This is a genomic window from Gluconacetobacter liquefaciens, from assembly GCF_003350405.1.
GTDB lineage: Bacteria > Pseudomonadota > Alphaproteobacteria > Acetobacterales > Acetobacteraceae > Gluconacetobacter > Gluconacetobacter liquefaciens.
The window spans coordinates 1-24,054 of the sequence record NZ_QQAW01000003.1 but is presented as its reverse complement, the minus strand read 5'-3'; the positions used below and the strand labels follow the sequence as shown (position 1 = coordinate 24,054).

21 protein-coding genes and 1 riboswitch are annotated in these 24,054 nt (G+C 66.7%); of the genes, 10 read left to right on the top strand and 11 right to left on the bottom strand.

Features of this window, described 5'->3' with window-relative positions:
- Positions 1 to 85 precede the first annotated feature (85 nt).
- Both gloA2 and C7453_RS06395 read left to right on the top strand, forming a co-directional pair.
- Positions 86 to 499 carry an SMU1112c/YaeR family gloxylase I-like metalloprotein gene (gloA2, locus tag C7453_RS06400; RefSeq protein WP_114726726.1) on the top strand — a complete coding sequence of 138 codons (414 nt, stop codon included), beginning with the start codon at positions 86 to 88 and terminating at the stop codon, positions 497 to 499.
- 61 nt (positions 500 to 560) lie between these two features.
- Positions 561 to 848 carry a DUF1330 domain-containing protein gene (locus C7453_RS06395; protein WP_114726725.1) on the top strand — a complete coding sequence of 96 codons (288 nt, stop codon included), beginning with the start codon at positions 561 to 563 and terminating at the stop codon, positions 846 to 848.
- A 58-nt stretch (positions 849 to 906) separates the two neighbouring features.
- Here the strand turns inward: C7453_RS06395 and C7453_RS06390 are convergent, their stop codons facing one another.
- From C7453_RS06390 to C7453_RS06380, 3 genes are all read right to left on the bottom strand, one after another.
- A complete protein-coding gene (locus C7453_RS06390; RefSeq protein WP_114726724.1) occupies positions 907 to 1,113 on the bottom strand; it encodes a hypothetical protein in 207 nt (68 codons plus the stop codon).
- 125 nt (positions 1,114 to 1,238) lie between these two features.
- Positions 1,239 to 2,189 (bottom strand): CHAD domain-containing protein, encoded by a 951-nt coding sequence (locus tag C7453_RS06385; protein WP_211311030.1) that lies wholly within the window; start codon positions 2,187 to 2,189, stop codon positions 1,239 to 1,241.
- A 10-nt stretch (positions 2,190 to 2,199) separates the two neighbouring features.
- The gene (locus tag C7453_RS06380) at positions 2,200 to 2,637 is read right to left on the bottom strand and encodes an Lrp/AsnC family transcriptional regulator (protein ID WP_114726723.1); all 438 of its coding nucleotides are present in this window, start codon (positions 2,635 to 2,637) and stop codon (positions 2,200 to 2,202) included.
- A gap of 192 nt (positions 2,638 to 2,829) precedes the next feature.
- On the opposite strand from C7453_RS06380, the gene alr reads away from it, so the two are divergent.
- From alr to C7453_RS06360, 4 genes are all read left to right on the top strand, one after another.
- Entirely contained in the window at positions 2,830 to 3,993 is a 1,164-nt protein-coding gene (gene alr / locus C7453_RS06375) for an alanine racemase (protein ID WP_114726722.1), read from the top strand.
- A 19-nt stretch (positions 3,994 to 4,012) separates the two neighbouring features.
- A complete protein-coding gene (locus C7453_RS06370; RefSeq protein WP_114726721.1) occupies positions 4,013 to 5,269 on the top strand; it encodes a D-amino acid dehydrogenase in 1,257 nt (418 codons plus the stop codon).
- Positions 5,270 to 5,381: 112 nt separating this feature from the next.
- A riboswitch (SAM-I-IV-variant riboswitch) is annotated at positions 5,382 to 5,486 on the top strand.
- A 58-nt stretch (positions 5,487 to 5,544) separates the two neighbouring features.
- Complete coding sequence (locus C7453_RS06365) at positions 5,545 to 6,588, top strand: threonine aldolase family protein (protein WP_114726720.1); 1,044 nt, start codon at positions 5,545 to 5,547, stop codon at positions 6,586 to 6,588.
- A gap of 14 nt (positions 6,589 to 6,602) precedes the next feature.
- Positions 6,603 to 7,229 carry a LysE family translocator gene (locus C7453_RS06360; RefSeq protein WP_114726719.1) on the top strand — a complete coding sequence of 209 codons (627 nt, stop codon included), beginning with the start codon at positions 6,603 to 6,605 and terminating at the stop codon, positions 7,227 to 7,229.
- A gap of 47 nt (positions 7,230 to 7,276) precedes the next feature.
- On the opposite strand, the gene C7453_RS06355 is transcribed toward C7453_RS06360, so the two are convergent.
- On the bottom strand, positions 7,277 to 8,119 hold the full coding sequence (locus C7453_RS06355; protein ID WP_114726718.1) for a PhzF family phenazine biosynthesis protein: 843 nt from the start codon (positions 8,117 to 8,119) through the stop codon (positions 7,277 to 7,279).
- Between the two features lie 32 nt (positions 8,120 to 8,151).
- A complete protein-coding gene (locus C7453_RS06350) occupies positions 8,152 to 8,454 on the bottom strand; it encodes a hypothetical protein (RefSeq protein WP_114726717.1) in 303 nt (100 codons plus the stop codon).
- 199 nt (positions 8,455 to 8,653) lie between these two features.
- On the opposite strand from C7453_RS06350, the gene C7453_RS06345 reads away from it, so the two are divergent.
- Positions 8,654 to 10,090 (top strand): aminotransferase-like domain-containing protein, encoded by a 1,437-nt coding sequence (locus C7453_RS06345; protein ID WP_114726716.1) that lies wholly within the window; start codon positions 8,654 to 8,656, stop codon positions 10,088 to 10,090.
- 23 nt (positions 10,091 to 10,113) lie between these two features.
- On the opposite strand, the gene C7453_RS06340 is transcribed toward C7453_RS06345, so the two are convergent.
- The 4 genes from C7453_RS06340 to C7453_RS06325 form a co-directional block, all read right to left on the bottom strand.
- The gene (locus C7453_RS06340; RefSeq protein ID WP_114727041.1) at positions 10,114 to 11,940 is read right to left on the bottom strand and encodes an ABC transporter ATP-binding protein/permease; all 1,827 of its coding nucleotides are present in this window, start codon (positions 11,938 to 11,940) and stop codon (positions 10,114 to 10,116) included.
- 11 nt (positions 11,941 to 11,951) lie between these two features.
- Positions 11,952 to 12,806, bottom strand: coding sequence for an extracellular solute-binding protein (locus C7453_RS06335; protein ID WP_114726715.1), 855 nt, complete (start codon positions 12,804 to 12,806; stop codon positions 11,952 to 11,954).
- A 133-nt stretch (positions 12,807 to 12,939) separates the two neighbouring features.
- Complete coding sequence (locus tag C7453_RS06330) at positions 12,940 to 13,566, bottom strand: trimeric intracellular cation channel family protein (protein WP_114726714.1); 627 nt, start codon at positions 13,564 to 13,566, stop codon at positions 12,940 to 12,942.
- Positions 13,567 to 13,638: 72 nt separating this feature from the next.
- On the bottom strand, positions 13,639 to 15,585 hold the full coding sequence (locus C7453_RS06325) for a M61 family metallopeptidase (RefSeq protein WP_170143146.1): 1,947 nt from the start codon (positions 15,583 to 15,585) through the stop codon (positions 13,639 to 13,641).
- 746 nt (positions 15,586 to 16,331) lie between these two features.
- Between C7453_RS06325 and C7453_RS06320 the strand changes: the two genes are divergently transcribed.
- The 3 genes from C7453_RS06320 to C7453_RS06310 are packed head-to-tail and all read left to right on the top strand — an operon-like array spanning position 16,332 to position 22,091.
- Positions 16,332 to 17,486 (top strand): efflux RND transporter periplasmic adaptor subunit, encoded by a 1,155-nt coding sequence (locus C7453_RS06320; protein ID WP_114726712.1) that lies wholly within the window; start codon positions 16,332 to 16,334, stop codon positions 17,484 to 17,486.
- Entirely contained in the window at positions 17,479 to 20,571 is a 3,093-nt protein-coding gene (locus tag C7453_RS06315) for an efflux RND transporter permease subunit (RefSeq protein WP_114726711.1), read from the top strand. The genes C7453_RS06320 and C7453_RS06315 overlap by 8 nt, the downstream gene beginning before the upstream one ends.
- A complete protein-coding gene (locus tag C7453_RS06310) occupies positions 20,568 to 22,091 on the top strand; it encodes an efflux transporter outer membrane subunit (RefSeq protein ID WP_114726710.1) in 1,524 nt (507 codons plus the stop codon). The genes C7453_RS06315 and C7453_RS06310 overlap by 4 nt, the downstream gene beginning before the upstream one ends.
- A gap of 18 nt (positions 22,092 to 22,109) precedes the next feature.
- Here the strand turns inward: C7453_RS06310 and C7453_RS06305 are convergent, their stop codons facing one another.
- The gene (locus tag C7453_RS06305; protein WP_141288800.1) at positions 22,110 to 22,583 is read right to left on the bottom strand and encodes a hypothetical protein; all 474 of its coding nucleotides are present in this window, start codon (positions 22,581 to 22,583) and stop codon (positions 22,110 to 22,112) included.
- Complete coding sequence (locus C7453_RS06300) at positions 22,580 to 23,404, bottom strand: dienelactone hydrolase family protein (RefSeq protein WP_245948881.1); 825 nt, start codon at positions 23,402 to 23,404, stop codon at positions 22,580 to 22,582. Before C7453_RS06300 ends, C7453_RS06305 begins: the two co-directional genes overlap by 4 nt.
- Positions 23,405 to 24,054 lie beyond the last annotated feature (650 nt).

The window sequence follows — 24,054 nt, the reverse complement described above, 5'->3', positions numbered from 1 at the left end:
CGGCGCTCTTCCCACCGCCTGTTTTCCGAGCCTGGAGCCGATCCGGTGCGTTCCCGCTCCAACCGCAGCACAAAAGGATGCCGCCATGATCGAAGCGTTTCACCATGTGGCGATCATCTGCTCGGACTACGCCCGTTCGAAGGATTTCTACACGCGCATCCTCGGCCTGCCGGTGGTGCGCGAAACCTGGCGGCCCGGGCGCCAATCGTGGAAATGCGACCTTGCGGTCGGCGCAATGCAGATCGAGCTGTTTTCCTTCCCCACCCCGCCGCCGCGCCCATCGCGGCCGGAAGCCTGCGGGTTGCGGCATCTGGCTTTCGCGGTGCGGGACCTCGACACCACGATCGACGCCCTGATCGGGGCCGGCGTCGCCGTGGAACCGGTCCGGACCGACGCGCTGACCGGCCGACGCTTCACCTTCTTCGCCGATCCCGACGATCTGCCGCTGGAACTGTATGAAAGCGCGCCCATGGATACGCACCCGACCACAATGACGTGACGGCGGCTGGCCGGCGACCTGCCGTCATGGCAGCATCGTTCTTCCACAGGAGAAACAGGCCATGACCGCCTATATCGTCTTTACCCGCGAAGCCACCACCGACCAGACGGAACTCGACGCCTACGGACAGGCAGTCGCGGCAAGTTTCGCGGGCCATCCCCTGAAGATACTGGCAGCCTATGGTGCCCAGGAAGTGCTGGAAGGGACGCCGCCCGAGGGCGTGGTGATTCTGGAATTCCCCACTATGGAGGCCGCCCGCGCCTGGTACGACAGCCCGGCCTACCAGGAGGTGGTGAAGCACCGCTGGAAAGGCTCGTCCTACCGCGTCGTCATCGTTCAGGGCACCTGAAAGAGCCCTCTGGAAACGCGCACGATCGGCGATCCGGCGTACGTTTCCCGTCGTGCCGTCAGGCGGCGGCGAGTGCCGCCACTCTCTGCCGGCGGAACAGGCCGGCCGCGAGCATCCGCGCATCCTGAAGCGAGGCCATGATCTGCCCGTTGAGCGGACTCAGCCATTCATGAATGGCACGGAAGACGCGCGTTCCATCGTGACGGGACTGAATGACAACCCCGACGAATACACCGTCAATCTCGACGATCTCGGATTTGATCATGACATGGCTCTCCTTCTCGCGGCAGCATGTCCGTAAGAATGGGGCTCAAGACCACGATATCGGACCGGAAGCAACGACGGCCGGATGAAGACTTCGTGACACTCTGATGAAGGCCTTTACCGGCATCAGGCCCAGAAGACCGGGGTGCGGCGAAACCTGCGCCACTGCCTGTGCGCCGCATCGTGGGTCGCGTCCTGCCGGCAGCACAGAAACCCGGTCACCGCGCCCACCACATGGCGCATCTCGTCGTCCGGCCTGCCGCCAAATCGGGTCAGCAGCCGTCCCGTGGTCAACACATCGCTATCCGCCCCCAAGGCCGCCTGCGCCGCCGACAGGCGCCGTAGGTAGGGCCCGCTCTTCCGACCTGGCGCATGAAGCGTCACGAAAAATTCAGACGCATAGCGCAGTTTTTTCAGGGCCAGCCGCACCTGATGACGCTCCGGCGGTGTCAGCCGCGCGAACCCCCGTCCACGGCGTCGCGCCTTGCGATGCAGCCGTGCCAGATGACGGGCGGCGAAATCGGCCGCCGGTTCTTCCAGCGCCTTCAGCCCCGCCGGCGACCGCGCCTCGTCCCACAGGCTGCCATCGGCAAGATTCCCCATGAAATTCAGCAGCCACTCGGCATCCGCGCTGGCCAGCGCCTGCCGCACCCGCGCGTAGGCGCCATCGCGCAGAGGCCGGGCCAGCGGCAGCAGGCGCCCGACGACATTGACTCCCGCCCGCCCCAGCGGGCTGAGGCCGGGCAGCGTCTCCAGCATGAAGACATCCCAATCCCGCGCCTCGCCGACCGCACGCGCCAGCATGCGCGCCCGCGCCGCCGCTTCGTCCAGCGTGGCGCTGGGATAATCGCGCCGCAGCAGCCCCGCGAGCGCGCGAAAGCGGCGCAGGGCCACGCGTACCTGATGTACGCCCTCCACATTCCGCCCATCCATCGCCACCGGCAGGTTGGCCTCCAGATGCTCGCGCAGGACGCGGGCGATCCGCACCACGGCGCGACGCACGGTATCATCCTTCTCCAGTTCCACCGGCTCGGCACGATGGCTGTCGGGAATGACGGTCTCGCTCTGGTCCGGCATGCGCCCTCCTTTATCGCCAGACCACGGGACGAATGGCGAAATTGCTCTGGATCTGGGCCACGCCCGGCAGGCGCGAAAGTTCCTCGTTATGGATACGCTCGTAATCCGCCGCATCGCGTACCGCGACATGCAGCAGGTAATCGGCATCGCCCGTCATCAGATAACATTGGCGCACATCGGGGCAGGTCTTCACCCGCGCCTCGAACCGCCGCAGACATTCCTCCGTCTGCCGGTCCAGCGTAATCCGCACGATCACGATCGTCGTCGCCTCGCGCCCGCGCTCGTCAATGATGGCGCGATAGCCGCGGATCACTCCGGCCTGCTCCAGTTGCCGCACCCGGCGCAGACAGGCCGAAGGAGACAGCCCGACCCGCTGCGCCAGATCGGCATTGGTCATGCGCCCATCCTGGCTCAGATGACGCAGAATCGCTCCGGTCGCCCGGTCCATTTTTTGTTTTGAATCGGAATCTATCATGCTTCGGCAACCATCCCGGCAGATCATGCCATTTAGGCGCAGAGAATTGCATATTTCCCGCCCCAGCGACAGATCATGCAATCATTCGGCAGGAAATATCAGTCCAAGGCGGCCTAAGCTGATGGCGCACACCCCATGCCCTGATCGGTCGAGGCCGCGCCGCCCATGCCCCATTCCACCCCGATTCCCCATTCTTACGACGCCGGCTGGCCGCGTGCCCGGGCAGGTGCGACCCTGACGATCGACCTCGACGCCATCCGCGCCAATTACCGCGCGGTGCAGGCCCGTGCGGCCGGCGCGGAATGCGCGGGGGTGGTCAAGGCCGATGCATACGGGCTGGGTGCGGCACGGGTCGCCCCCATGCTGGAACAGGCTGGTGCACGTACCTTCTTCGTCGCACATGTGGATGAGGGCATCGCCCTGCGTCCTCATATTGCCCCCACAAGCCGAGTCTTCGTCCTGCACGGTCCGCTGACCGGGGCCGAGGCCGATTGCGTACACCACGACCTGATCCCGGTCCTGAACAGCGTCGAGCAGATCGGCGCCTGGCGCGCCCTGGCCCACCGGCTGGACCGCACCCTGCCTGCGGCGGTGCAACTCGATACCGGCATGTCGCGCTTCGGCCTGTCGGAAGAGGATCTCGACCGGATCGACACCGCACCCGACGGCTGGCGAGGCATCGGGCACTGCCTGGTCATGAGCCACCTCGCCTGTGCCGACGACCCGTCCGACCCGGCCAGCGCCCATCAGCGCGACCGCCTGCTGGCCATGCGCGCCCGCCTGCCGGCCGCGCCCCTCAGCCTGTCCGCCTCCTCGGGTATCTTCCTGGGGCCGGATTTCCATTTCGACCTGGTGCGTCCCGGCGCCGCCCTCTATGGCGTGGCGCCCAACGGCACCGCACCCAACCCCATGCGCCCGGTCGTGCGGCTGCAGGCCCGCATTCTGCAGACCCGAACCGTCGGCCCCCGAGACGGCGTCGGCTACGGCCTGACCTACCGCCCGACCAGCAGACGCCGGATCGCGACCATCGCGGCCGGCTATGCCGATGGCTTCATGCGCCACGCGGCGCGGGAAGGCCGCGCCTGGCTGGGCACCCAGCCCCTGCCGATCGTCGGCCGCATCTCGATGGATTCGATGGCCGTCGACATCACCGAGGCCCCTGATTCCCTCACCGGCCCCGGTGCCATGCTGGACCTGCTGGGGCCGCAGCACGGGGTCGACGAAGTCGCCCGTGGTGCCGGCACCATCGGCTACGAAATCCTGACCTCCCTCGGCCACCGCTACCACCGTGCCTATGTCGCGGACGGCGCGGCCTCCTCCCTCTCCTGAGCGGACCTGACAACATATCATGAAGATCATCATTCTCGGCGGCGGCGTGGTCGGCGTGACCTCGGCCTGGTACCTCGCGCAGGCAGGCCACACGGTCACGGTCATCGACCGCCAGCCGGCTGCGGGGCTGGAAACCAGCTTCGCCAATGCCGGCCAGGTCTCGCCCGGCTATTCCTCCCCCTGGGCCGGGCCGGGCGTGCCGCTAAAGGCCGTGCGCTGGCTGCTGATGGCCTATCGCCCGTTCGTATTCCGCCCGATGGCCGACCCGCACCAGTGGCGCTGGCTGACGCAGATGCTGGCCAACTGCACCACCGCCGCCTATGACCGTAACAAGGGCCGCATGGTCCGGCTGGCGGAATATAGCCGCGACGTCATGACCGAGTTGCGCGCCAGCACCGGCATCACCTACGACGACCGCCAGCAGGGTACGCTCCAGGTCTTCCGCAAGCAGAAGCAGCTCGACCATATCGGCGAGGACCTGCGCGTGCTCGACCAGTACAAGGTGCCCTACGAACTGCTGGACGCAGCCGGCTGCGTGCGGGCCGAACCCGGCCTGGCGGCGGCCCAGGGCAAGCTCGTAGGCGGCCTGCGCCTGCCGGGCGACGAGACCGGTGACGCCCACATGTTCACCCAGCGCCTTGCGGCGATGGCGGCGGAACGCGGCGTGACCTTCCTCTACGACACCACGATCCGCGGCCTGAAGCGCGAGGGGGGCCGCATCACCGGCATCGACACCAGTCGGGGCCGGATGGAGGCGGATTCCTACGTGCTGGCGCTGGGCAGCTTCTCGCCCGCCATGGTACGCAGCCTGGGGCTCGACCTGCCGATCTATCCGGTGAAGGGCTATTCGATCACCGCCCCGATCATCGACGCGGCGCGCGCGCCGGTCTCCACCGTGATGGACGAAACCTACAAGATCGGCATCACCCGGCTGGGCGACCGCATCCGCGTCGGCGGCACCGCCGAACTGGCGGGCTTCAGCACCACGCTTCGCGCACCGCGCCGGGCCACGCTGGAACATTCGCTGACCGACCTGTTCGCGGGTGGCGGCGACGTGCCGGCCGCCACCTTCTGGACCGGCCTGCGCCCCATGACACCGGACGGCACGCCGATCATCGGCCCGACCGGAATCGACAATCTCTATCTCAATACCGGCCACGGCACGCTGGGATGGACCATGGCGTGCGGCTCGGGCCGGGTGCTGGCCGACATCCTCTCGGGCCGCAAGCCCGACATAGCGCATGAGGATCTGGCGCTCGGCCGCTATAAAGCCTGATCCGGGCAGCGCCCGGCCCAACCGCCGGGCGCCTTTTCCCATCCAGTCGAAACACACCCCCGCCATGCGCCGGGACCTCGCTTGCCGTCACCAATACGCTGCGATATGGTGCGCGCCGCATCCAGAGCCGGGACCTCCCGGCACCAACCTGCATCCGAGCAAGGTGGCGTTCCCGTTCCGGGAAGATGTGGCCGATCCGGCAAAAAACGGACCGCTACCTCACTGTCATCGATCCTCGTGATGCCTGTAGCAAGCGAGGAAAGGCCGCAATCGCGATGCCCCATACCCAGCAATTCGCCAGCGACAATTATGCCGGTATCTGTCCGGAAGCCCTGCGGGCGATGGAAGAGGCCAATCGCGGCTCCGCCACCGCCTATGGCGACGATCCGTGGACGCTACGCGCCGCCGACGCCTTTCGCCGGACATTCGAGACCGATTGCGAACTGTTCTTCGTCTTCAACGGCACGGCGGCCAATTCGCTGGCGCTGGCATCGCTCTGCCAGTCCTACGAAAGCATCATCGCCGCCGATATCGCCCATGTCGAAACCGACGAATGCGGCGCGCCGGAATTCTTCTCCAACGGCGCCAAGATTCTGGTCGGCCGCACCACCAACGGCAAGCTGACCCCCGAGACGATCCGCGCGTTCGTTCTGGGCCGCACCGACATCCATTTCCCGCGCCCCAGGGCCGTCACCATTACCCAGCCGACCGAAACCGGGCAGGTCTATACGCTGGACGAGATCCGCGCGATTTCCGCCACCTGCCGCGAACTGGGCCTGCGGCTGCACATGGACGGCGCGCGCTTCGCCAACGCCATCGAAAGCCTGGGCTGCTCGCCGGCCGAGATGACGTGGCAGGCCGGTGTCGACGTCATGAGCTTCGGCGGCACCAAAAACGGCATGGCGATCGGCGAAGCCGTGATCTTCTTCGACCGCGCCCTGGCCGAAGGCTTCGACTACCGCTGCAAGCAGGCAGGGCAACTGGCCTCCAAGATGCGCTTCCTCTCGGCGCCCTGGGCCGTGATGTTCGAAACCGGCGCATGGCGCACGCATGCCGCACACGCCAACGCCTGCGCCCGCCATTTCGCCCAGCAGGTCGAGGCGCTGCCAGGGGTCGAAATCATGTTTCCTGTCGAGGCCAACGGCGTCTTTCTCAAACTGTCAGAGACCCTGATCGAAGGGCTGCACGCACGGGGCTGGCGGTTTTATACCTTCATCGGCGGCAGCGCCCGCTTCATGTTCGCATGGGATGCGCAAATTGCCCGTGTGGATGCGCTGGCGGCCGACCTGCGCGCGCTCACGACCACCGACGCCGCATAGGAACCCGCCCCGTCATGACGCTGCAATCGTGGCTGCTCTATCTGAACGCCGTGTTTCTGCTCTCGGCCATTCCGGGGCCGAACATGACGCATATCATGACCGCCAGCATCCGCTACGGGGTGCGGCGGACGATTCCGGACATGGCGGGCTGCCTGCTGTCGCTGGTCGCGCTCATGGCGGCCTCGGCACTGGGGCTCAGCGCCGTACTGGCGGCCTCGCCCATCCTGTTCACGATCCTGAAATTCGCTGGTGCTTTCTACCTGATCCAGCTCGGCGTACGCGGCTGGCTGTCAAACGCTCCCGCCGCGCAGGCGGAAGGCATCGTCCTGCCGCCCTTGCCCTGGCATGCCTCGCTGCGCACGTCGTTCCTGGTCGGCGCCAGCAACCCCAAGGCGATCATCTTCGCGGCGTCGTTCCTGCCGCAATTCGTCAACCCCGCCGCACCCCAGGCCCCGCAATACACGCTGCTGATCGCAACCTCGGCGGTGGTGGAAGTGCTATGGTACCTCGTCTATGCCGGCAGCGGCGCCCGGCTGGCGGCAGTGCTGTCCCGCGCCGCATGGCGACGGCGCATGCAGCGCACCAGCGGCGCGCTGTTTATTCTGTTCGGCTGCGTCCTTCTGCTGCACGATCCGAAATAAGAGAAGACCAGAAAAGCAATTTCCTGATCTTCTCCCAGGAGCGTCCATCAAAGCGTGACCTGACCGCGAATACGGGTCACGGTCTCGCCGCCGATCCAGAGCCCATCCTCGTCCCGGGCCACCCGTACACGCCCCATGCGTCCAATTACCGTGCCCTGGCTGGCGACATAAGATGCAGGTGCCAGACCTGCGCCGATCAGCCACTTGGCCAGTCCCGCATTCAGACTGCCGGTCACCGGGTCCTCGAATCCCGTCTCGCCGCCGATAAAGGCACGGACTTCGAACTGCGCCGCGTCGCCGTCGCGCGCGCAATCCCACGGTGCGACCAGGCCAGCCCGCCAATCGCCCAAGGCCCGCAGATCGGGGCGGAGAGCCAGTAGTTCCGCACGGTCGCGCAACATCAAGCCGATCCATCCGGGTCCATTATCCACCCAGTTCGCAGCCTCCACCCGATCGGGCGACAGACCGAGCCCACGGGCCACTGCCGCCAGGTCTGCCGCGTCGACAGGCCCAGCCCGGCGCAGGGGTGGCGCGGCGAAGGCGAACCCGTCGGCATCACGCCGCACCGTCACCAGCCCGGCGCCGCATTCCTGCACGACGTCGCGCCCCTGCGGTACGCCGCCCATGGCCAGCCAGACATGGCACGATCCGAGAGTCGGATGACCGGCGAACGGCAGTTCCTCCTCCGGCGTGAAGATCCGCACCCGGTAGTCGGCACCCGGCTGCGTGGGTTTCAGCAGGAATGTCGTCTCGCTCAGATTCATCCAGTTCGCGAAGGCCGCCATCTGCGCATCGTCCAGCCCGTCCGCCCCGGCAACGACGGCCAGCGGATTACCCTTCAGCGGGGCTGCCGCGAAGACATCAACCTGATGAAAGATGTAAGTCGTCATCTGTCATTTCTCCGAATTACCACGATCATTCATCATACCGTCGCACGCTCATGCCGCGCGGCGTGGTCCAGCCGGACCGGCTGCCATCGCGCATGGGCCACGTCCCGCAGGTAGGCCGCCGCGTACGCCAGCCGCATCGCGGCATTTTTCTCCACCGGCTCACCCCGTCCTCCTGACGCCCCATGCAGCGCGAGCAACAGAATCAGGCCCAGCGCGATGACCAGCCCGATCCCGCCCCATTCGACATGAGACCAGACCCTGTCCGCTCCGGGCAGCCGGAGTGGCTGGCCCGGCGTCCGGGTGGATCGCGTTTCCTTTCCTGCGATGATCATCATCAATCGTCCTCGATACCGGCACGAAGAGGCCGTCTGCGCCGACAGGGGATTCATTTCCCGGCGAGCATGACAATTTCGATCATTGTACTATTACAATGCTAATTTCCCCTTCTGATTATTAGTTTTGTCCTAGGATTTTCGAGGGTCAATCGTTATATTGTCATAGTTCAATCTGAATGCACCGTTCAAGGCAGGACAAATGCCCCCCATCTGGCGCCCTGACATTCCGCCTCCACCCGGCCCGCTCTATTCCCGTTTGACCGACGCACTGGAACGGGATATCGCGACCGGCATCCTGCCGGCAGGCAGCCGGCTGCCTGCCCAGCGCGATCTGGCGCATACTCTCGGGCTCAGCGTCGGCACCGTGACCAAGGCCTATGCCGAAGCCGAGCGGCGGGGCCTGCTGCTGGCCCATGTCGGCCGTGGGTCCTTCATTCGCGGGGCAAGCCCCGACATCACGATCGCTACCAGCTTCGATCCGGTTCCATCCACCTCCACCCCGGAGGCAGGCCATCCACGGGGCGCCAGCATCGACCTGCGCTGCAACATCCCGCCGCGTGTCGGATTATCCCGGGCTCTTGAACGCGCGGTGGCGGATCTGGCCACCACCGGAGAACTGGATTTCGCCGTCCAGTATATCCAGGCCAGCGGCCTGCGCTCGGTACGCGAAGCCGGCGCGACGTGGCTGGCGCGCCGCCATGGCCTGGCGTGCGACCCGGCCGATCTGATCCAGTGCAATGGCGGCCAGCACGCGATCACGCTGGTGCTGTCCTCGCTCTGCCGACCGGGCGACATTGTGCTGTGCGAGTCCGCCACCTTCTACGGTGCCTGCACCGCCGCCGAACATATGGGCCTGACATTGCGCGGGGTGGCGATGGACGAGGAAGGGTTGATCCCGTCCGCGCTGGAACGCGCCGCCATCGAGACCCGCGCCCGCGTATTGTTTACGGTACCGACCCTGCAGAACCCAACCACCCGGACCATGAGCCCCTCCCGACGGCAGGACATCGCGCGGATCGCCCGGCAGCACGACCTGACCATCTTCGAGGACGACGCTTATTATATTTATGCCGATCCCGCCGACCGTCCGCCGCCGCTCGCCGCCATCGCGCCTGAACGTACCGTCTATCTCGCCAGCATTTCCAAGGGAATCTGTCCGGGCTTTCGCCTGGCCTTCGTCACACTGCCGCCCAATGTGGCGCGCGAGAAGATCATGCGGGGCATCCGCGCGCTGGGCTATTGCCCGCCGGCACTCGGCGGCATGATCTTCGCGCGCTGGGTGGCGGACGGCACTGCCGACGCCGTCGCGGACGCGGTGCAGGCCGAAACCGCCACGAGAGTATCCATGGCGCGCCAGATCCTGGGACCAGCCATGAACAATCCGGGCGCGGCACGCTCGCCCCATGTCTGGGTGCCACTCTCTCCACTCGCAGCCCAACGTACCCTGAACCACGCCCTGCGCGCCGGCGTTGAACTGACGCCGCCCGAAGCCTGCAGCGTGTCCCGTGACGCAGAATCCGGTCTGCGCATCTGCCTCGGCGCTCCAGACGACCGCCCGACTCTGGAGCGGGCACTGCATATCGTGCGCGACGCCATTCAGGCACCCGTAACCAGCGAGGCCACCGGCATCGTCTGATCTACTCCCCCCAAACCCGGGCATCAGGCGGCAGGCCAGACCTGTAGACAACCGGGGTCGATAGTCACCCGGCACGCGCCATCCGCCTCGCAGGACGGATCGGCCAGGATCTCCAGTTCGGCATCACCCAGACGCAATCTCGTCGGGCGCTGGCCGTCGCGCACCGTCCCCCGCCACAGGATGCGCGCCGGATAGGCGCCATCTTTCGCCAGTCGGATCTGGTAGGGCCGCGCCGACCAGCGTACGCGCGTCCCCGTTGGCGGCAAATCCGCCCCCTCGCCTACCGGGTGCCGCACCAGCAGGCCCACGCCCTGCCCCAGATCGATCCGCCCGTCCGGCAGCATCACACCATCGCCGATCGCCTCCGCCCCCAGCAGGCGGGCGGCCAGTTCGCTGCCCGGCCGGGCGAACACATCTGCGGTCGGTCCAGCGCGGATCACGCGGCCACCATCGAGCAGCACGAGTTCCTCCGCCATCGCCAGCGCCTCTGCCGGGTCATGGGTCACCAATACCGTCAGCGCCTCCATGCCGCGCAGCACGGCCAGAACCTCCCGCCGCAGCCGCGCGCGCAGGGGCGCATCCAGCGCCGAGAACGGCTCGTCCAGCAACACCAGATCCACACGGCGTCGCGACAGGGCACGCGCCAGCGCCACCCTCTGTCGCTGGCCGGGCGAGAGTTCGGCAGGATAACGCCCCGACAACGCCTCGAGCCCCAGTGCGCCCATCCAGGCCGCAGCCCGCTCCGGCACACAATCGGTCGCGAACGTCACCTGCCGCGCCACTGTCAGATGCGCCGGCAACGCATAGCCCTGCGGAACATAGGCAACCGCACGCTGCTCCGGCGGCAGCGGCGACAGGTCGCCCCCATCCAGCCGCACCTGTCCGGCCACATCCTCCAGCCCCGCGATCGCCCGCAAGGTCATTGATTTGCCCGATCCGGACGGTCCGAGTATGGCAATGCGCCGCGTCCGGCTTTCCAGCGTCACGTCGAGGGTAAAGCCCGGCAGGTCACGGTGGATCGCCAGGGCCAAGTGGCGCGGCGATGCTTCGGCCCTCTCCCGCGTGGCCGGAAGAGGCAACGGGGCCATGCGGGGCGCGGCACCACGGGCGACGGGGCGCGTCAGCCAGTGCCCCGCCACCATCAGCAGCCCGGCCAGTAGCAGGGTCGGTGCCAGCACCGGCAACATGGCCGGCAATCCCGCCTCGCCGAACGCGACATAGGTAAAGACCGGCAGGGAATAAGGATGATAGGCGAGCATGACCGTTGCGCCGAATTCGCCGAAGGCCCGCAGCCACGCCAGAACCAGTCCGGCCAGGATCGGCCGCCACGCCAGCGGCAGGCTCACGCGACGGAAGATGGCGCCCGGCCGGTGCCCCAACGTCGCTGCCACGTCCTCCAGCACCGGATCGACCGCCGCGAAGGCCGAGCGTGCGGCAATGATCAGGAACGGTGCCGCGACGAACATCTCGGCCGCGACGATGCCGCCGAAATGCTCGCTCAGCCCCAGCCCGCCCAGCGGGCCGCCATAACCCAGCAGAAACAGCAGCAGCACGCCGCCGGCCAGCGGCGGCAGGGCGAGCGGCAACTGCACCACCCCGCCCAGCCACACCGTCCACCAGCCGCGCCCCCGCGCCAGTACATAGCCCAGCGGAATGCCGAACAGCCCGATCAGCAGCGTCGCCACCCCGGCACTGGCCATCGACACACCGGCGGCCCGGACCAATCCGGCCCGATCCACGCCGGACCAGTCGGCATCGCCCAACCGCACCATGCCCGCCACGAAGGGCGCCAGCAGCCACAGGCCGAGAAGGCAGGCCAGCCCCTTTACCGCACGGGGCATCGGCCGCATGGCGCGCATGGTCAGGGGCGAAGGACCGGCCGCAGAAGAACGGGCAGCGTCCTGTCATCCCCGGCAAGAACGGGCACCATTGTCTCCAGCCCATGCTGCCGCATGACGGCGCTGCCCTCCTTGCCCAGCAGGAAGGCGACGAACCGTGCTGCGCCGTCCGGGTTCGGCGCATTCTTCAGGATCGTGACCGAATACCGGGCTGCCAGAGACAATTCAGGCGGCAATGCCACGCTTGGAATTTTCAGGTCGGTTGTTTCCAGCGCGTAGAAGAAACCGACATCGATCTGCCCCGATTGCAGGCGCCCGACCAGATTTTCCTCCGGCCGCACCTGCCCGGACCGATCGACACCCCGGTCGGTACCCATGATCCGTGCTGCAAGGCCTGGCTGATGATAGAAGGCCTCAGCCTGCTGAAGCATGCGGACAGTCAGCGCGCCTTTCGGGTCCAGCGCCGGGTCGGTCCGGCCGATCCGGACACCGGGCAATTGCAGCGCTTCATACCAGGGCCGTGTCCGCAAGGCGTCGGCGATGGCGCTTTGCGGGTTGTACCCGATCACCAGCGGCGAGCGTGCGAAGACGATATACCAGCCTGCCTGGTCGCCCAGCCGGCCATTCAGGGCCGGATCGGCACTGATAAACACATCACCCCGCCGCAACCCGCCCCGGATCTGGTTGACAAGGGCCCCCGAGCCGCCCGCGTAGCCGCGAAAGATATCATCGCCAGCCGCGTCGAAGGCGGGAGCAATCCCCCGCTCCATCAGTTTCAGCAGCGATCCGGCATACAGGACGTCCACGGTCCGGCCGCCCCGCGCCCATGCCGGAACGGGAAGCATCGCCGCCCCCAGCAGCATCGTCCGACGTCGCATGGTCTCTCCCGCCCGTTCATGCGGAATACAGCATACACCCGACACAGGATTAATAAGAGCCTGTCCGGCAATATGCGCGGATGCGCAGAAACGGCCCTTCAGGACCGCAGCCATCGTGCAGGTCCAGAAAGGCTCAATGCGCAGCCCCCGGCAGGTTCCAGCCATAGCGCAGGGCCGTCAGCCGCAGGCCGAAGCAGACCAGCCCACCCGCCACGGCCCCCCAGGCCACCGGTACCGCCAGCCTCCGGCTGGCGACGACCACCGCCGCGCCGGCCAGCGCGGCGGTGGCATAAATGTCCGAAACCAGGATCAGCGGTACGCGCGCCAGCAGCAGGTCACGCATCACACCGCCGCCCACGCCGGTTACCATGCCCATCAGGGCCGATCCCAGCGGGCCGACGCCACGTGACAGGGCCTTCTCGGCCCCCGCGACGGCAAACAGCGCCAGGCCCGCTGCATCCAACACCGCCAGCACCGTCCCCCCCGGCGCCAGCCGCATGGCGGGCGGAAGAAGAAACACCACCAGTCCGGTCAGGAAGGCGAGCGCCGGATAGCGCCAGTCGCGGATCGCGCTGGGCGGCGCGGCGCCGATCAGCACGTCGCGGATCATGCCGCCACCCAGGGCGACCACGCAGGCCAGCACCATGATACCGAACAGATCGAGATGGCGGGCGGATGCCACCATCGCGCCTTCCGCCGCGAACACCAGGGTCCCCGTCAGATCGGCAACCAACACGACCGAGGCCAGGGTCGGACGCATGTCAGAATCCGCCAGCCCCGCCCGGCGGAGGGAAGCCGAAACGCCCGCGCATCAGCCCCCCTCCTCCAGTCTTCAGTGACGCGGCGCCAGAATATCGGCCAGCATGTCCGGCTTGCCGTCCACACGCTCCAGATGCGGATAGCGCAGCCCGCCATGATACGGGACCGAGACCGTCACATAGCGATCGCCTTCCTGCAGCAGCAGAGCGATCGGCGCGGCGTGCGCATCCTTCGCTTCGACGATCGCCTCACGCAGCACGTCGGGGTCATACGCCTCGCCGTTCACCGCGATCACCTTCGCATCGCGGGTTATGCCGGCCTGCCAGGCGGGGCTGCCCCATTCCACATTGCCCAGCGTGCCGCTCTTGCCGATCGTGAGGCCCAGCGAGAAAGCGAAATCCGCCACATGCCGCACGTTGGCGAACGACGCGACATATTTGTTGGGTTGATCCGTATAGACCAGCCGGTAGCCACCGCGCGTGAACCCGTCCAGCGGTGCGTGCTCCGAAGTCTTGTCCAGCCGCTGATGCAGGAACGTCGCCCAGTCATAGGGTTGGATGTCGTTCAGCGCCTTCACCACGTCGTCGAACTCATAGGTGCTGGTGATGAAGCTGCCATCATTGGTGCCGAAGAAATGACGCGCCACATCGTCCAGCGAATGCTTGCCACCGGAAAGCTGGCGGATCAGCGTGTCGGCATCCAGCCAGATGAGCTGGCCTTCGGAGTAGTAATCCTCGCTCCGCTGCCAGCTCCGCCACGACAGCGGCGCACGTCGCGCGATCACCGGGTCGTTCGTCGTATCGATCAGCGGCCGCCAGGTGCGTCCGCGGCGCGTGTCATACACCGCCCCCACCTCGGCCAGCGCCTCGATCACCTGCGGTGCCGTCATCAGGCCCGCACGCGCCGCCAGGACATACCCCCGATACTGGGTCTGCCCTTCATAGACCCACAGGCCCGTCCCACGCTGGGGGGTATTGAAGTTCGGCGCCCACAGGCCGGCCGGCCGGCGGTATTTGCCGTTCCACGAGTGGGTGTATTCATGCGCCAGCAGGTCGCGGGTCGCGAACGTCTTGTCCCATTCGGTAAAATAGCCGCGCGGACCGCTATTTTCGCTCGACTGATGATGCTCCAGCCCGATCCCGCCGAGTTCCTCGGTCAGCGCGAGCAGGAAGTCATAATGATCGTAATGATGCGAGCCGTAGAGCAGGTTCGCCTGCGTCACCAGCGCACGATGCGCCGCGATCTGGGCATCGGTCACCTCCAGTTCCCCCGGCTTGTCCGCCACGAGGTTCAGCGCCACCGGCACGGCGGCACCCGGCGCCAGGTCGATGCGGCGGAAATACCGCCCGGCGAACAGCGGGGAATCCACCAGCGTATTGAACGGCACCGGCTTGAAGGTCACGACGTCACCGGCCTTGCTCTGCGCGCGCAGCGCCGTGCCGTACTGCCAGCCCGTGGGCAGGCGCAAGCTGGCCTCGACCGGGATCTGGCGCGTGAAATACCCGGCCGGATAGAGCGCCACCGCATTCCACTGCACGTTCAGCATCGCGGGCGTCATCACCACGCGCCCTTCTTCGCGCGAAACCGGCGACAGGAGTTGGAACGACACATCCACCGTATGCGCCCCCTTGGGCACGGGAATATGGAAGGCACTGACCGTGACAGTGTCACGCAGCCAAGGCAGCGTCGTTCCGCCGGCCTTCACCACCAGGCCGCCGAACTGATCGAGCGCACCGGTCGGCGAATGATCGCCCGGCAGCCACATCGGGTAGAACAGCGGCAGGTCGCCGCCCGTCGCCGCGAGCGCGGCCGGCACCGGCACGGTCTCATGCACGGTCATGATATGACGCGCCAGGTCGGTGGCATCGACCGACAGCCGGATGGTGCCACCAAACGGCACGTCCCGCGGCGCCGGGATGGAATCGGGCAGCGGCAGAGGCTCCGGCTGGGGCTGGCTGTCAGCCGCCCCCGCGCTCTGCGACAGCCCCACCAGGCCGACCGTGGCCAGGGCTGTGGACAAGGAAAGGGCGAGAATGCGTTTGGAAAGCGGACGCAAATGGGCAACCTTTCAAAATTTCGGGAAATCGCATGCAGTGCCGGGTCACAGGCCCGGCGATCACATTCCGCAATGACATGAAACGCACGGCCCGTCACGCCGCAGGCCGGCGTGCGCCCTTGCCCACAGGCAGATCCCCTCCGGAGAGCCCGGAAAAGGGCTGTGAAATTTTCATGACATATACGAATTCCGCATTCTCTCATGAGAAAATATTAAATAACGATCATCTTATCGTTATGGTTTTGAAAAAGTTTGTAATATTTTATCGATCGTCATACGTGCCTGTCGTGCCCGTCCCTCCTGGCCGCGCATCGGCCGGATCGGCCCGATACAAAAGAAACAGCCGTGCCAGACCTGATACAGACAGATGTTTTCATTTCCTTTTCCACAGGTCCCGTTTTTCCCCCTGTGGCCGGCTCCCTTTTCCGCCCGGTTGCCACGGCCTGTTCCGTCCTTCCGGCACCTGTCTCCCTCCCCCGGCGACAGCCCCGTTTCGTGCCGACTGTCGGCTCCGCGGCGTGCAAGGCGGCACCTCCGGCGCGCCCATGGACAAGGATCGGGATCGTCGCTAGTGGCAGCGCGCGGTGTCGGCCCCAGCCTCCCCGTAACCGCCTTCCCGTAACATCATATTCTCGTCCGGAATCGGTCCCGTCCTGGCTCTCGTTAGGGTTGGATGCCGCCTTTTCTTCCAGGACCCCAGGCTCAGGCCCATGCACCAGATCGCGCCCGTGATACATTCGCCGCCCTTCTCCCGATCATCCGGCCGCACAGCGCGTCTGCTGGGGGCCGGTCTCGTGATCTGCGCCATCCTGTCCGGCGCCGCCACGTCCGCCATGGCTTCGGCCAGCACCATGGTACGCAATGACCATGGCCTGTTGACGGTCACGCCAGACTCGCCGCTGGCGGCCCGCCTGTCTGTCACCCCCGTCACGCTCGCCTCGCCCAGCCGCACGATTCCGGTGCCCGGCGAAATCCGTGCAGAGCCGTCTCAGTCGCTTTCGGTCATGACGCCGGTTGCCGGCGCGATCATCAGCCTGCCGGTAACCGCCGGCGATCATGTGACGCGCGGCCAGATCCTCGCCGAACTGGCCTCGGGCGACATGGCCCAGGCCACGACCGATGCCGCGAAGGCCCGCGCCGGGCTGGACTATGCGCGGCGGGCCCTGCTGCGCGCCCAAGGCGTCGCCAGCGCCGGCGGCGCCGCCACGCGCGATGTGGAAGCCGCACGCAGCGCGTGGCTCCAGGCCCAGGCGGAAGATGACCGCGCCACCGCGCGACTGGCCGCCCTGCGCGCTCAGCCCGGACAGGGCGGCGTGATCCGGCTGACCACGCCGATCGACGGCATGGTCTCGGCGGTCAACACCGCCGCCGGCGCCTTCGTCACCGACCCGACGGCACCACTGATGACGGTCACCGGCACACAGCAGGTCTGGGCCGTCGCCGCCGTGCCGGAAAACCTGACCGATGCCGTCCATGTCGGGCAGACGGTCGATATCACCTTTCCCGCCCTGCCGGGCCGGACGACGCACGGCACGATCGCGGCGATCGAACCGGCGCTGCATTCCGATACCCGCACGCTCCAGGCGCGCGTGGTGCTGGCCAATGACGATGACACGCTGAAGCCCGGCATGTTCGCCACCGTGACCATCCTGACCCCGCAGCCGCCGCGCATCATGGTGCCGCAATCGGCGCTGCTGATGAACAACGATACCGTGACGGTGTTCGTCGAAGTCGCGCCCCACGCCTACAGACGGCGCGATATCGAGATCATCTATGACAACGGCGACCTGTGCGAGGTCACATCCGGCCTGGCTGCCGGCGACCGCGTCGTGACCCAGGGTGCGGTGCTGCTGAACGATGATTAACCGCTTTATCGCCGCCTGCCTTCAGCAGAGGCGCGTCGTCTTCGCCGCCATGATGGTCCTGATGACCCTGGGCGCGATCGCCTGGCATCAGATCCCGGTCGAGGCCTATCCCGATCTGGGCGCGGTTAACGTCCAGATCACGAGCCAGGTTCCGGGCCTGGCGGCCGAGGAGATCGAGCAGGAAGTCACGATCCCGCTGGAGCGCCTGCTGGCCAGCACGCCGGGGCTGGTGGACAGCCGCTCCAGCTCCACCTTCGGCCTTTCGCTGATCACCCTGATCTTCAGCGACGGCACCGATGTCAGTGCCGCGCGCCAGCATGTGTCGGAACAGCTTGCACAGGCCATGCTGCCGTCGGGCGTCATCCCCACGATGGGGCCGATCACCGGCCCCTCGGGCGAGATCTATCGCTACACGCTGGAATCCGACGGCCGGAACCTGATGGAACTGTCCGATATCCAGAAATGGATCGTGATCCCGGCCCTGGAACAGGTGCCCGGTGTCGCGGCGGTCAATAATTTCGGCGGCTTTACCATCGAGTACCAGATCGTGCTCGATCCGCAGGCCCTGTTCCGCTACGGCGTCGGCGTCAATGACGTCATCACCGCCCTGCAGGCCAACAACGCCAACGCCGGCGGCGGCCGCATCACGCGTGGCGATCAGTCTTACATCGTGCGCGGCGTCGGCATGGTCCATACGCTCGACGACATGGGCACCATCGCCGTGGCCCAGCACAATGGCGTACCGGTCCTGATCCGCGACCTGGGCGAGCTGCAGCTTGGCCATCAGGTGCGCGAGGGCATCCTGGGCCTGAATGGCAATCCGGACACGATCGAGGGCATCGTCACGATGCTCAGCGGACAGAACCCGTCGCTGGTCCTGGACAACCTGCACGCCACGGTCACCCGGCTTCAGGCGCAGCTTGCGTCCTCGGGCGTGAAGATCGTGCCGATCATCGACCGCGACAGCCTGGTGCGAACCACCACCGACAAGGTCACGCATACGGTGATCGAGGGCGTGGGCCTGGTCTTCCTGATCCTGGTCCTGTTCCTGGGCAGCCCGCGCAGCGCGATCGTCGCCGCCGTCACCATTCCGCTGGCGCTGGCCACCGTCTTCGTGCTGATGCACCTGCTGCACATGCCGGCCAACCTGTTCTCGCTCGGTGCCATCGATTTCGGCGTGATCGTCGACGGCGCCATTGTGGTGACCGAGGCCATCCTGCGCATCCGCGAGGAACGGCCGGACCACAAGATGGACGAGGGCGACATCCTTGCCGTGACACGGCATGTGGGCAAGGCGATCGTCTTCGCGACCCTGATCATCATCATCGCCTACGGCCCGCTCTTCGCCTTCGAAGGCGCCGCAGGCCGCCTGTTCCGGCCGATGGCCTTCACCGTCAGCTTCGCCCTGCTGGGCGCCCTGCTCTGTGCCACGACGCTTACGCCCGCACTGGCCTATCTGGCCATGCGCAAGCCGCACCGCCTGTATCACAACGTGCCGCTGGAAAAGCTGCACCATGCCTACCACCGGGGCCTGGGCCATATGGTGGACCGGCCGTGGGCCGCCTATCTGGCCGGCGCGATCGCCTTCTGCCTGGTGGTCTGGCTGGGCGCGCGCACGGGCCGCGAGTTCCTGCCCGATCTCGACGAAGGCTCGCTGTGGCTGCAGATCCAGCTTCCCTCCGGCCTGTCGCTGGAAAAGGCCAGCGCGATGGCCGACGAGATCCGCGGCGCGATCCGTGCCTTCCCCGAGACCAGCTTCGTAGCCACGCAGATCGGCCGCAACGATTCAGGCACCGACCCGTGGAGCCCCTCGCATATCGAAGCCCCGGTCGGCCTCACGCCCTACAGAACGTGGCCGCACGGCGAAACCCGCGTGGCATTCATCCGCCGCCTGCATGACCGGCTGGCGCAGATCCCCGGCATCAGCTTCGGCATCAGCCAGCCGATCGCCGACAACATGAACGATCTGGTCGGCGGCGCGCACAGCCCGCTGGTACTGCGCGTCTATGGCGACGACCTGAAGGAACTCCGCCGGATCGGCACCCATATCGTGTCCATCCTGCACCAGGTCCCCGGCACCGCCGACGCCTCGATCTTCCAGGAACCGGAGATTCCGCAACTGGATATCACGGTCGATCGGGCCGCGGCGGCCCGCTACGGCGTCAACGGCACGGATATCATGAACGTGGTGCAGAACATGGTCGGCGATGCCGCCGTGGGACAGGTCTATGTGGGCGACCGCATCTACGCCATGACCGCGCACATGCAACGGCGCCTGAACAACGACCTGCCGGCCATCCGCCAGATTCCGCTTACGGGCCTGAACGGCGCGCGCATTCCGCTCGGACTGGTCGCTCGCGTCTCGCTCCAGACCGGGGAAGCGAACATCGCGCACGAGATGAACCACCGGCAGATCACCATCCGCGTCGATAACGGCCAGCGCCCGCTGTCGCAATATCTCGCCGATGCGCAGGGCCGCATCGCCGCGCAGGTACATTTCGACTCCGCGCGCTACCGGCTGGAATGGGCCGGCACCTTCCAGCAGGAGGAACGCGCGGAGGCCCGGCTGAGCGTGGCCCTCGCCATCATGTTCTGCGTCATGCTGGTCCTGCTGTTCAGCCAGTTCGGCTGCATGCGCCAGGCTCTGCTGGTGCTGGCGGTGGTGCCCATGGCCACGCTGGGCGGCCTGGTGGCGCTGAACCTGCGGGGCGAGACGCTGAACATCGCCACCGCCGTCGGCTTCATCGCCCTGTTCGGCGTCGCGATCCAGAACGGCATCATCATGATCTCGGCCATCAACCGGCTGCGCGACGAAGGCATGCCCCTGCGCGACGCGGTGCTGGAAGGGGCCGGCGAACGGTTCCGGCCGGTGCTGATGACGGCCACCGTCGCCAGCATGGGCATGCTGCCCGCGGCCATCGCCACCGGCATCGGCACCGACGTCCAGCGTGGCCTCGCCACGGTCGTCGTCGGCGGGCTGGGCATCGCCACCCTGCTGACGCTGTTCATCCTGCCCACCTATTATTGCGAGCTGGAAGCCTGGCATGCCCGCCGCGCCCCACGCCGGAAGGGAGACCGGGCATGACCGCCTTTCCTGCGCGCACCCCGTTTCCGGGCCACTGGCGACGCCTGCTGTGCGGAGCCGGCGCGCTCGCGCTGCTGGCGGACCTGGGCGGCTGCGCGGTCGGACCAAACTTCCACCACCCCTCCGCCCCCGCGACGCAGTTCGCGCAGGCGGGCCGCCCCACGCGCACCGACAGTGCGGCGGTGGCGGACGGGCAGGCCCAGACCTTCCACCCCGGCGCCGACATCCCCGCCCGGTGGTGGGAACTGTTCCATTCCCCGGCGCTGGACCGGCTGGTCCGGCACGCGCTGGCCAACAGCCCGGACCTGGAGGCCGCACGCCACGCGTTGCGCGTGGCACAGGAAAACCGCGCCGCCCAGGCGGGGGTGCTGTATCCCAACATCTCGGCCAGCTTCAATCCGGCACGCTTCAAGACCTCGCGCACCTACTCGCCGGTGCCCAACAGCAATAGCTGGCTGTACACCGTCCACACGGCGCAGTTGAACATCTCCTATCAGGCCGATATCTGGGGCGGGTTGCGACGCGGGATCGAAGCCTCGGGCGCCCAGCGCGACGCCGAACGCTTTCAGTTGGAGGCCGCCTACCTGTCCCTGACCGGCGAACTGGTGCAGGCGGCCATCGCCTACGCCGCGCTGCGCGCGCAGGTCGACACGGTGCAGGAGGTGATTGCCAGCCAGCGCCAGATTCTGGAATCCGCCACACGCCAGATCACCCTGGGGCAGTTGTCCGACGCCGACCTGGCCCAGCAGCGCGCCCAGCTCGCCCAGGCCGAAGCCACGCTGGTGCCCCTGCGCCAGCAATTGTCGCAGCAGCATGACCAGATCGCGGCCCTGGCCGGCGACATGCCCGACGCACCCACTCCCGATTTCACGTTGGACGGCTTCACCCTGCCCCAGGACCTGCCCGTCAGCCTGCCCGCCCGGCTGATCGACCAGCGGCCGGACGTCAAGGTGGCCGAAGCCGGCTGGCACGCCGCCTGCGCGCAGGTGGGCGTCGCGATCGCCAACCGCCTGCCCAACCTGCAACTCAGCGCCCAGCCCGGCGTGGCGGCAGCCTCGATCGGCCAGATGTTCGTCCCCGGCTACGGTCAGTGGATGATCGCCGGCATGGTCTCCCAGCCCCTGTTCCAGGGCGGACAACTGATGCATCAGGAACGCGCAGCCCGCGCGCAGTACGAACAGGCCGCCGCTGCATACCGCGCCGCCGTCGTCACCGCCGTCCAGGACGTGACGGACAGCCTCAACGCCGTCAGCGCCGACGCCACCGCCGTGGTCGCCGACAGCGAAGCCGAACGCGCGGCCACGCGCGGCCTCGACATCGCCCGCGCACGCCTCGCCTATGGCGACGCCTCGCGGGTGGACATGCTGCTGGCCACCCAGACCACGCTCCAGGCCCGCCTCACCCTGGCACAGGCCCGCGCGGCCCGCCTGTCCGACACCGCCGGCCTGTTCCAGTCGCTCGGCGGCGGCTGGTGGAACCGCCATGACGCGCCACCCGCCCATGACGGCTGGCCGCCATAAAGCGACGGGCCGCCCCTCTTAGCAGGTCAGAACGCCGCCGATCTCGCGGCACACGCCCCGGGTCGTTCCTTCCCCGTCCCGGATGATCCATCCGCCCGGCCCGGTCGGCGTCACGGTCACGCCCCGGCGTTGCACCGCGATCCGCCGATCGATGTCATTATGCAACGCCTGCTCGCGCTGCCATTGTTCCGGTGTCGGCGGAGACGACGCGCCACGCTGCCCGCGCGCGGCATCAAGCGCCTCCTGATCGCGCGCAATCGCCTGCTGCTGACGGGTGCGGGCAGCGAGATCCTGCTGTCTGATCGCCGTCTCCGCCGCAATCTGCCGCCGCGCCCGGTCGGCCGCCGACGCCACGCCCTCCCCCGGCATGAACACGCCCGGTGGAAAGCCCGCACCCGCAGGATAGGCCTGCGACCATGCCGCTGCTCCCCACGGCAGCCCTGCCAGCCCCACGATCAGGGCGGCAAGCCGGGCGGCGGACGACATCCTCACCGTGGCGCCCCCGCGAGATGCGTCGCCAGCCAGCCACGCATCAGCGCGTAAGACTGCTCGGCCGCACCGGCATCGTACCGGCATGGGCCGTTCGGTGTGGTGGCCTCGGTCTCGGTAAAACAATGCACCGCATGGCCGATCGCCACGAACTGCCAGGCCGTGGGCGTCTGGCCCATTTCGCGCAGAAAGGCCGGTACGTCGGGCATCGTCCACTGATCATCCGCCCCATTCATCACCAGCACGGAAGCCCTAATACCCCGCGCCAGTGCAGGATCGTCGGTCGCCAGATCGCCATGGAACGACACCACCGCACCCAGGTCGGCCCCGCTGCGCGCCAGGTCCAGCACCGCCGTTCCGCCGAAACAGAACCCGATTGCCGCCAGACGGGAAAGATCGATCGGCGCCGACGCCGCCTGCGCCCGCAATTCCGCCAGCGCCCGCGCCATCCGCCCCCGCAGCAACGCCCGGTCGGCCATCAGCGGCTTGACCGCGGCCTGGGCCTGCGCATCATCCGCCGGGCGCACCGAGGCACCGTAAACGTCCGTCAGCAGAATGACATAACGATGCCCCGCGATCATCCGCGCCTTGTCGATGGCGATCGCATTCACCCCATGCCAGTTGGGCACCATGACCAGCCCCGGCCGATGGCCCGAAACCGAATCGTCATAGACCAGCACGCTATCGAACCGCACGCCATCCTGCGTCCAGCTAACGGGCCGCGTTACCATCCGTGCAAAGGCAGGGTCCTGTCCGGCAAGCCACAGGGCCGATGCCAGACAGAACGAACACGCCAACCGCAAAAATCGCATTTTGTCGCTCATCCATTCTCTCCGGCCGAACCGCGATCCCGCCCATTCTGACTATCCGAAGGCGCAATTTCGAAATTCATCCTGATACGACTTGAAACGTTTATTCAATCCGAAACAGCACCCCACGATGGACGGTGTGTCGTACGCGAAGGCGCAGCCACCCATCCCCCTCACGGGATTTGTAACATTTTTGGTGGTGTTGTTACTTCGCATTGCAAACAGAAGAAAGGCATGCAGAATAAGGCCGAAAATAAAATTAAAAGAAACCATAAAAATAAACAAAAAAGCAATCTTTTGAAACTAAATATAAATAACATGAAAATAAAAATATGAAATTAATTGGAACATTTTTCAAAAAAAACAGAAATTAGCTCCCATTAAGTGGGAGATGACAAAAACCGTTCTTCCCGGATCATACAAGGAATCAGGTCACACCAATTGACCGAACCTGAAAGTCCGTTGAACACGCACCGTGTTCCTTACCCTTGAAATCATCGCCAGAAAGCTTGCCCTGTCATGAAGATGCCCCCGACCAGACTGCATAAGCGCGCATTCCTGCTCGGGTTTACGGCGTTGACCTCGTGGATGACGTCGGTGGCATCGGCGCAGGCGCTGCCGACGGGGGGCGCGTATGTTGCGGGTGCGGGCAGTATCGCTTCGGC

What these genes read in the sequence shown, in the direction of transcription:
- gloA2 (WP_114726726.1), top strand. Translation starts at nt 86, where the DNA reads ATGATCGAAGCGTTTCACCATGTGGCGATCATCTGCTCGGACTACGCC.
- C7453_RS06395 (WP_114726725.1), top strand. Translation starts at nt 561, where the DNA reads ATGACCGCCTATATCGTCTTTACCCGCGAAGCCACCACCGACCAGACG.
- C7453_RS06390 (WP_114726724.1), bottom strand. Translation starts at nt 1,113, where the DNA reads ATGATCAAATCCGAGATCGTCGAGATTGACGGTGTATTCGTCGGGGTT.
- C7453_RS06385 (WP_211311030.1), bottom strand. Translation starts at nt 2,189, where the DNA reads ATGCCGGACCAGAGCGAGACCGTCATTCCCGACAGCCATCGTGCCGAG.
- C7453_RS06380 (WP_114726723.1), bottom strand. Translation starts at nt 2,637, where the DNA reads ATGGACCGGGCGACCGGAGCGATTCTGCGTCATCTGAGCCAGGATGGG.
- alr (WP_114726722.1), top strand. Translation starts at nt 2,830, where the DNA reads ATGCCCCATTCCACCCCGATTCCCCATTCTTACGACGCCGGCTGGCCG.
- C7453_RS06370 (WP_114726721.1), top strand. Translation starts at nt 4,013, where the DNA reads ATGAAGATCATCATTCTCGGCGGCGGCGTGGTCGGCGTGACCTCGGCC.
- C7453_RS06365 (WP_114726720.1), top strand. Translation starts at nt 5,545, where the DNA reads ATGCCCCATACCCAGCAATTCGCCAGCGACAATTATGCCGGTATCTGT.
- C7453_RS06360 (WP_114726719.1), top strand. Translation starts at nt 6,603, where the DNA reads ATGACGCTGCAATCGTGGCTGCTCTATCTGAACGCCGTGTTTCTGCTC.
- C7453_RS06355 (WP_114726718.1), bottom strand. Translation starts at nt 8,119, where the DNA reads ATGACGACTTACATCTTTCATCAGGTTGATGTCTTCGCGGCAGCCCCG.
- C7453_RS06350 (WP_114726717.1), bottom strand. Translation starts at nt 8,454, where the DNA reads ATGATGATCATCGCAGGAAAGGAAACGCGATCCACCCGGACGCCGGGC.
- C7453_RS06345 (WP_114726716.1), top strand. Translation starts at nt 8,654, where the DNA reads ATGCCCCCCATCTGGCGCCCTGACATTCCGCCTCCACCCGGCCCGCTC.
- C7453_RS06340 (WP_114727041.1), bottom strand. Translation starts at nt 11,940, where the DNA reads ATGCGGCCGATGCCCCGTGCGGTAAAGGGGCTGGCCTGCCTTCTCGGC.
- C7453_RS06335 (WP_114726715.1), bottom strand. Translation starts at nt 12,806, where the DNA reads ATGCGACGTCGGACGATGCTGCTGGGGGCGGCGATGCTTCCCGTTCCG.
- C7453_RS06330 (WP_114726714.1), bottom strand. Translation starts at nt 13,566, where the DNA reads ATGCGTCCGACCCTGGCCTCGGTCGTGTTGGTTGCCGATCTGACGGGG.
- C7453_RS06320 (WP_114726712.1), top strand. Translation starts at nt 16,332, where the DNA reads ATGCACCAGATCGCGCCCGTGATACATTCGCCGCCCTTCTCCCGATCA.
- C7453_RS06315 (WP_114726711.1), top strand. Translation starts at nt 17,479, where the DNA reads ATGATTAACCGCTTTATCGCCGCCTGCCTTCAGCAGAGGCGCGTCGTC.
- C7453_RS06310 (WP_114726710.1), top strand. Translation starts at nt 20,568, where the DNA reads ATGACCGCCTTTCCTGCGCGCACCCCGTTTCCGGGCCACTGGCGACGC.
- C7453_RS06300 (WP_245948881.1), bottom strand. Translation starts at nt 23,404, where the DNA reads ATGAGCGACAAAATGCGATTTTTGCGGTTGGCGTGTTCGTTCTGTCTG.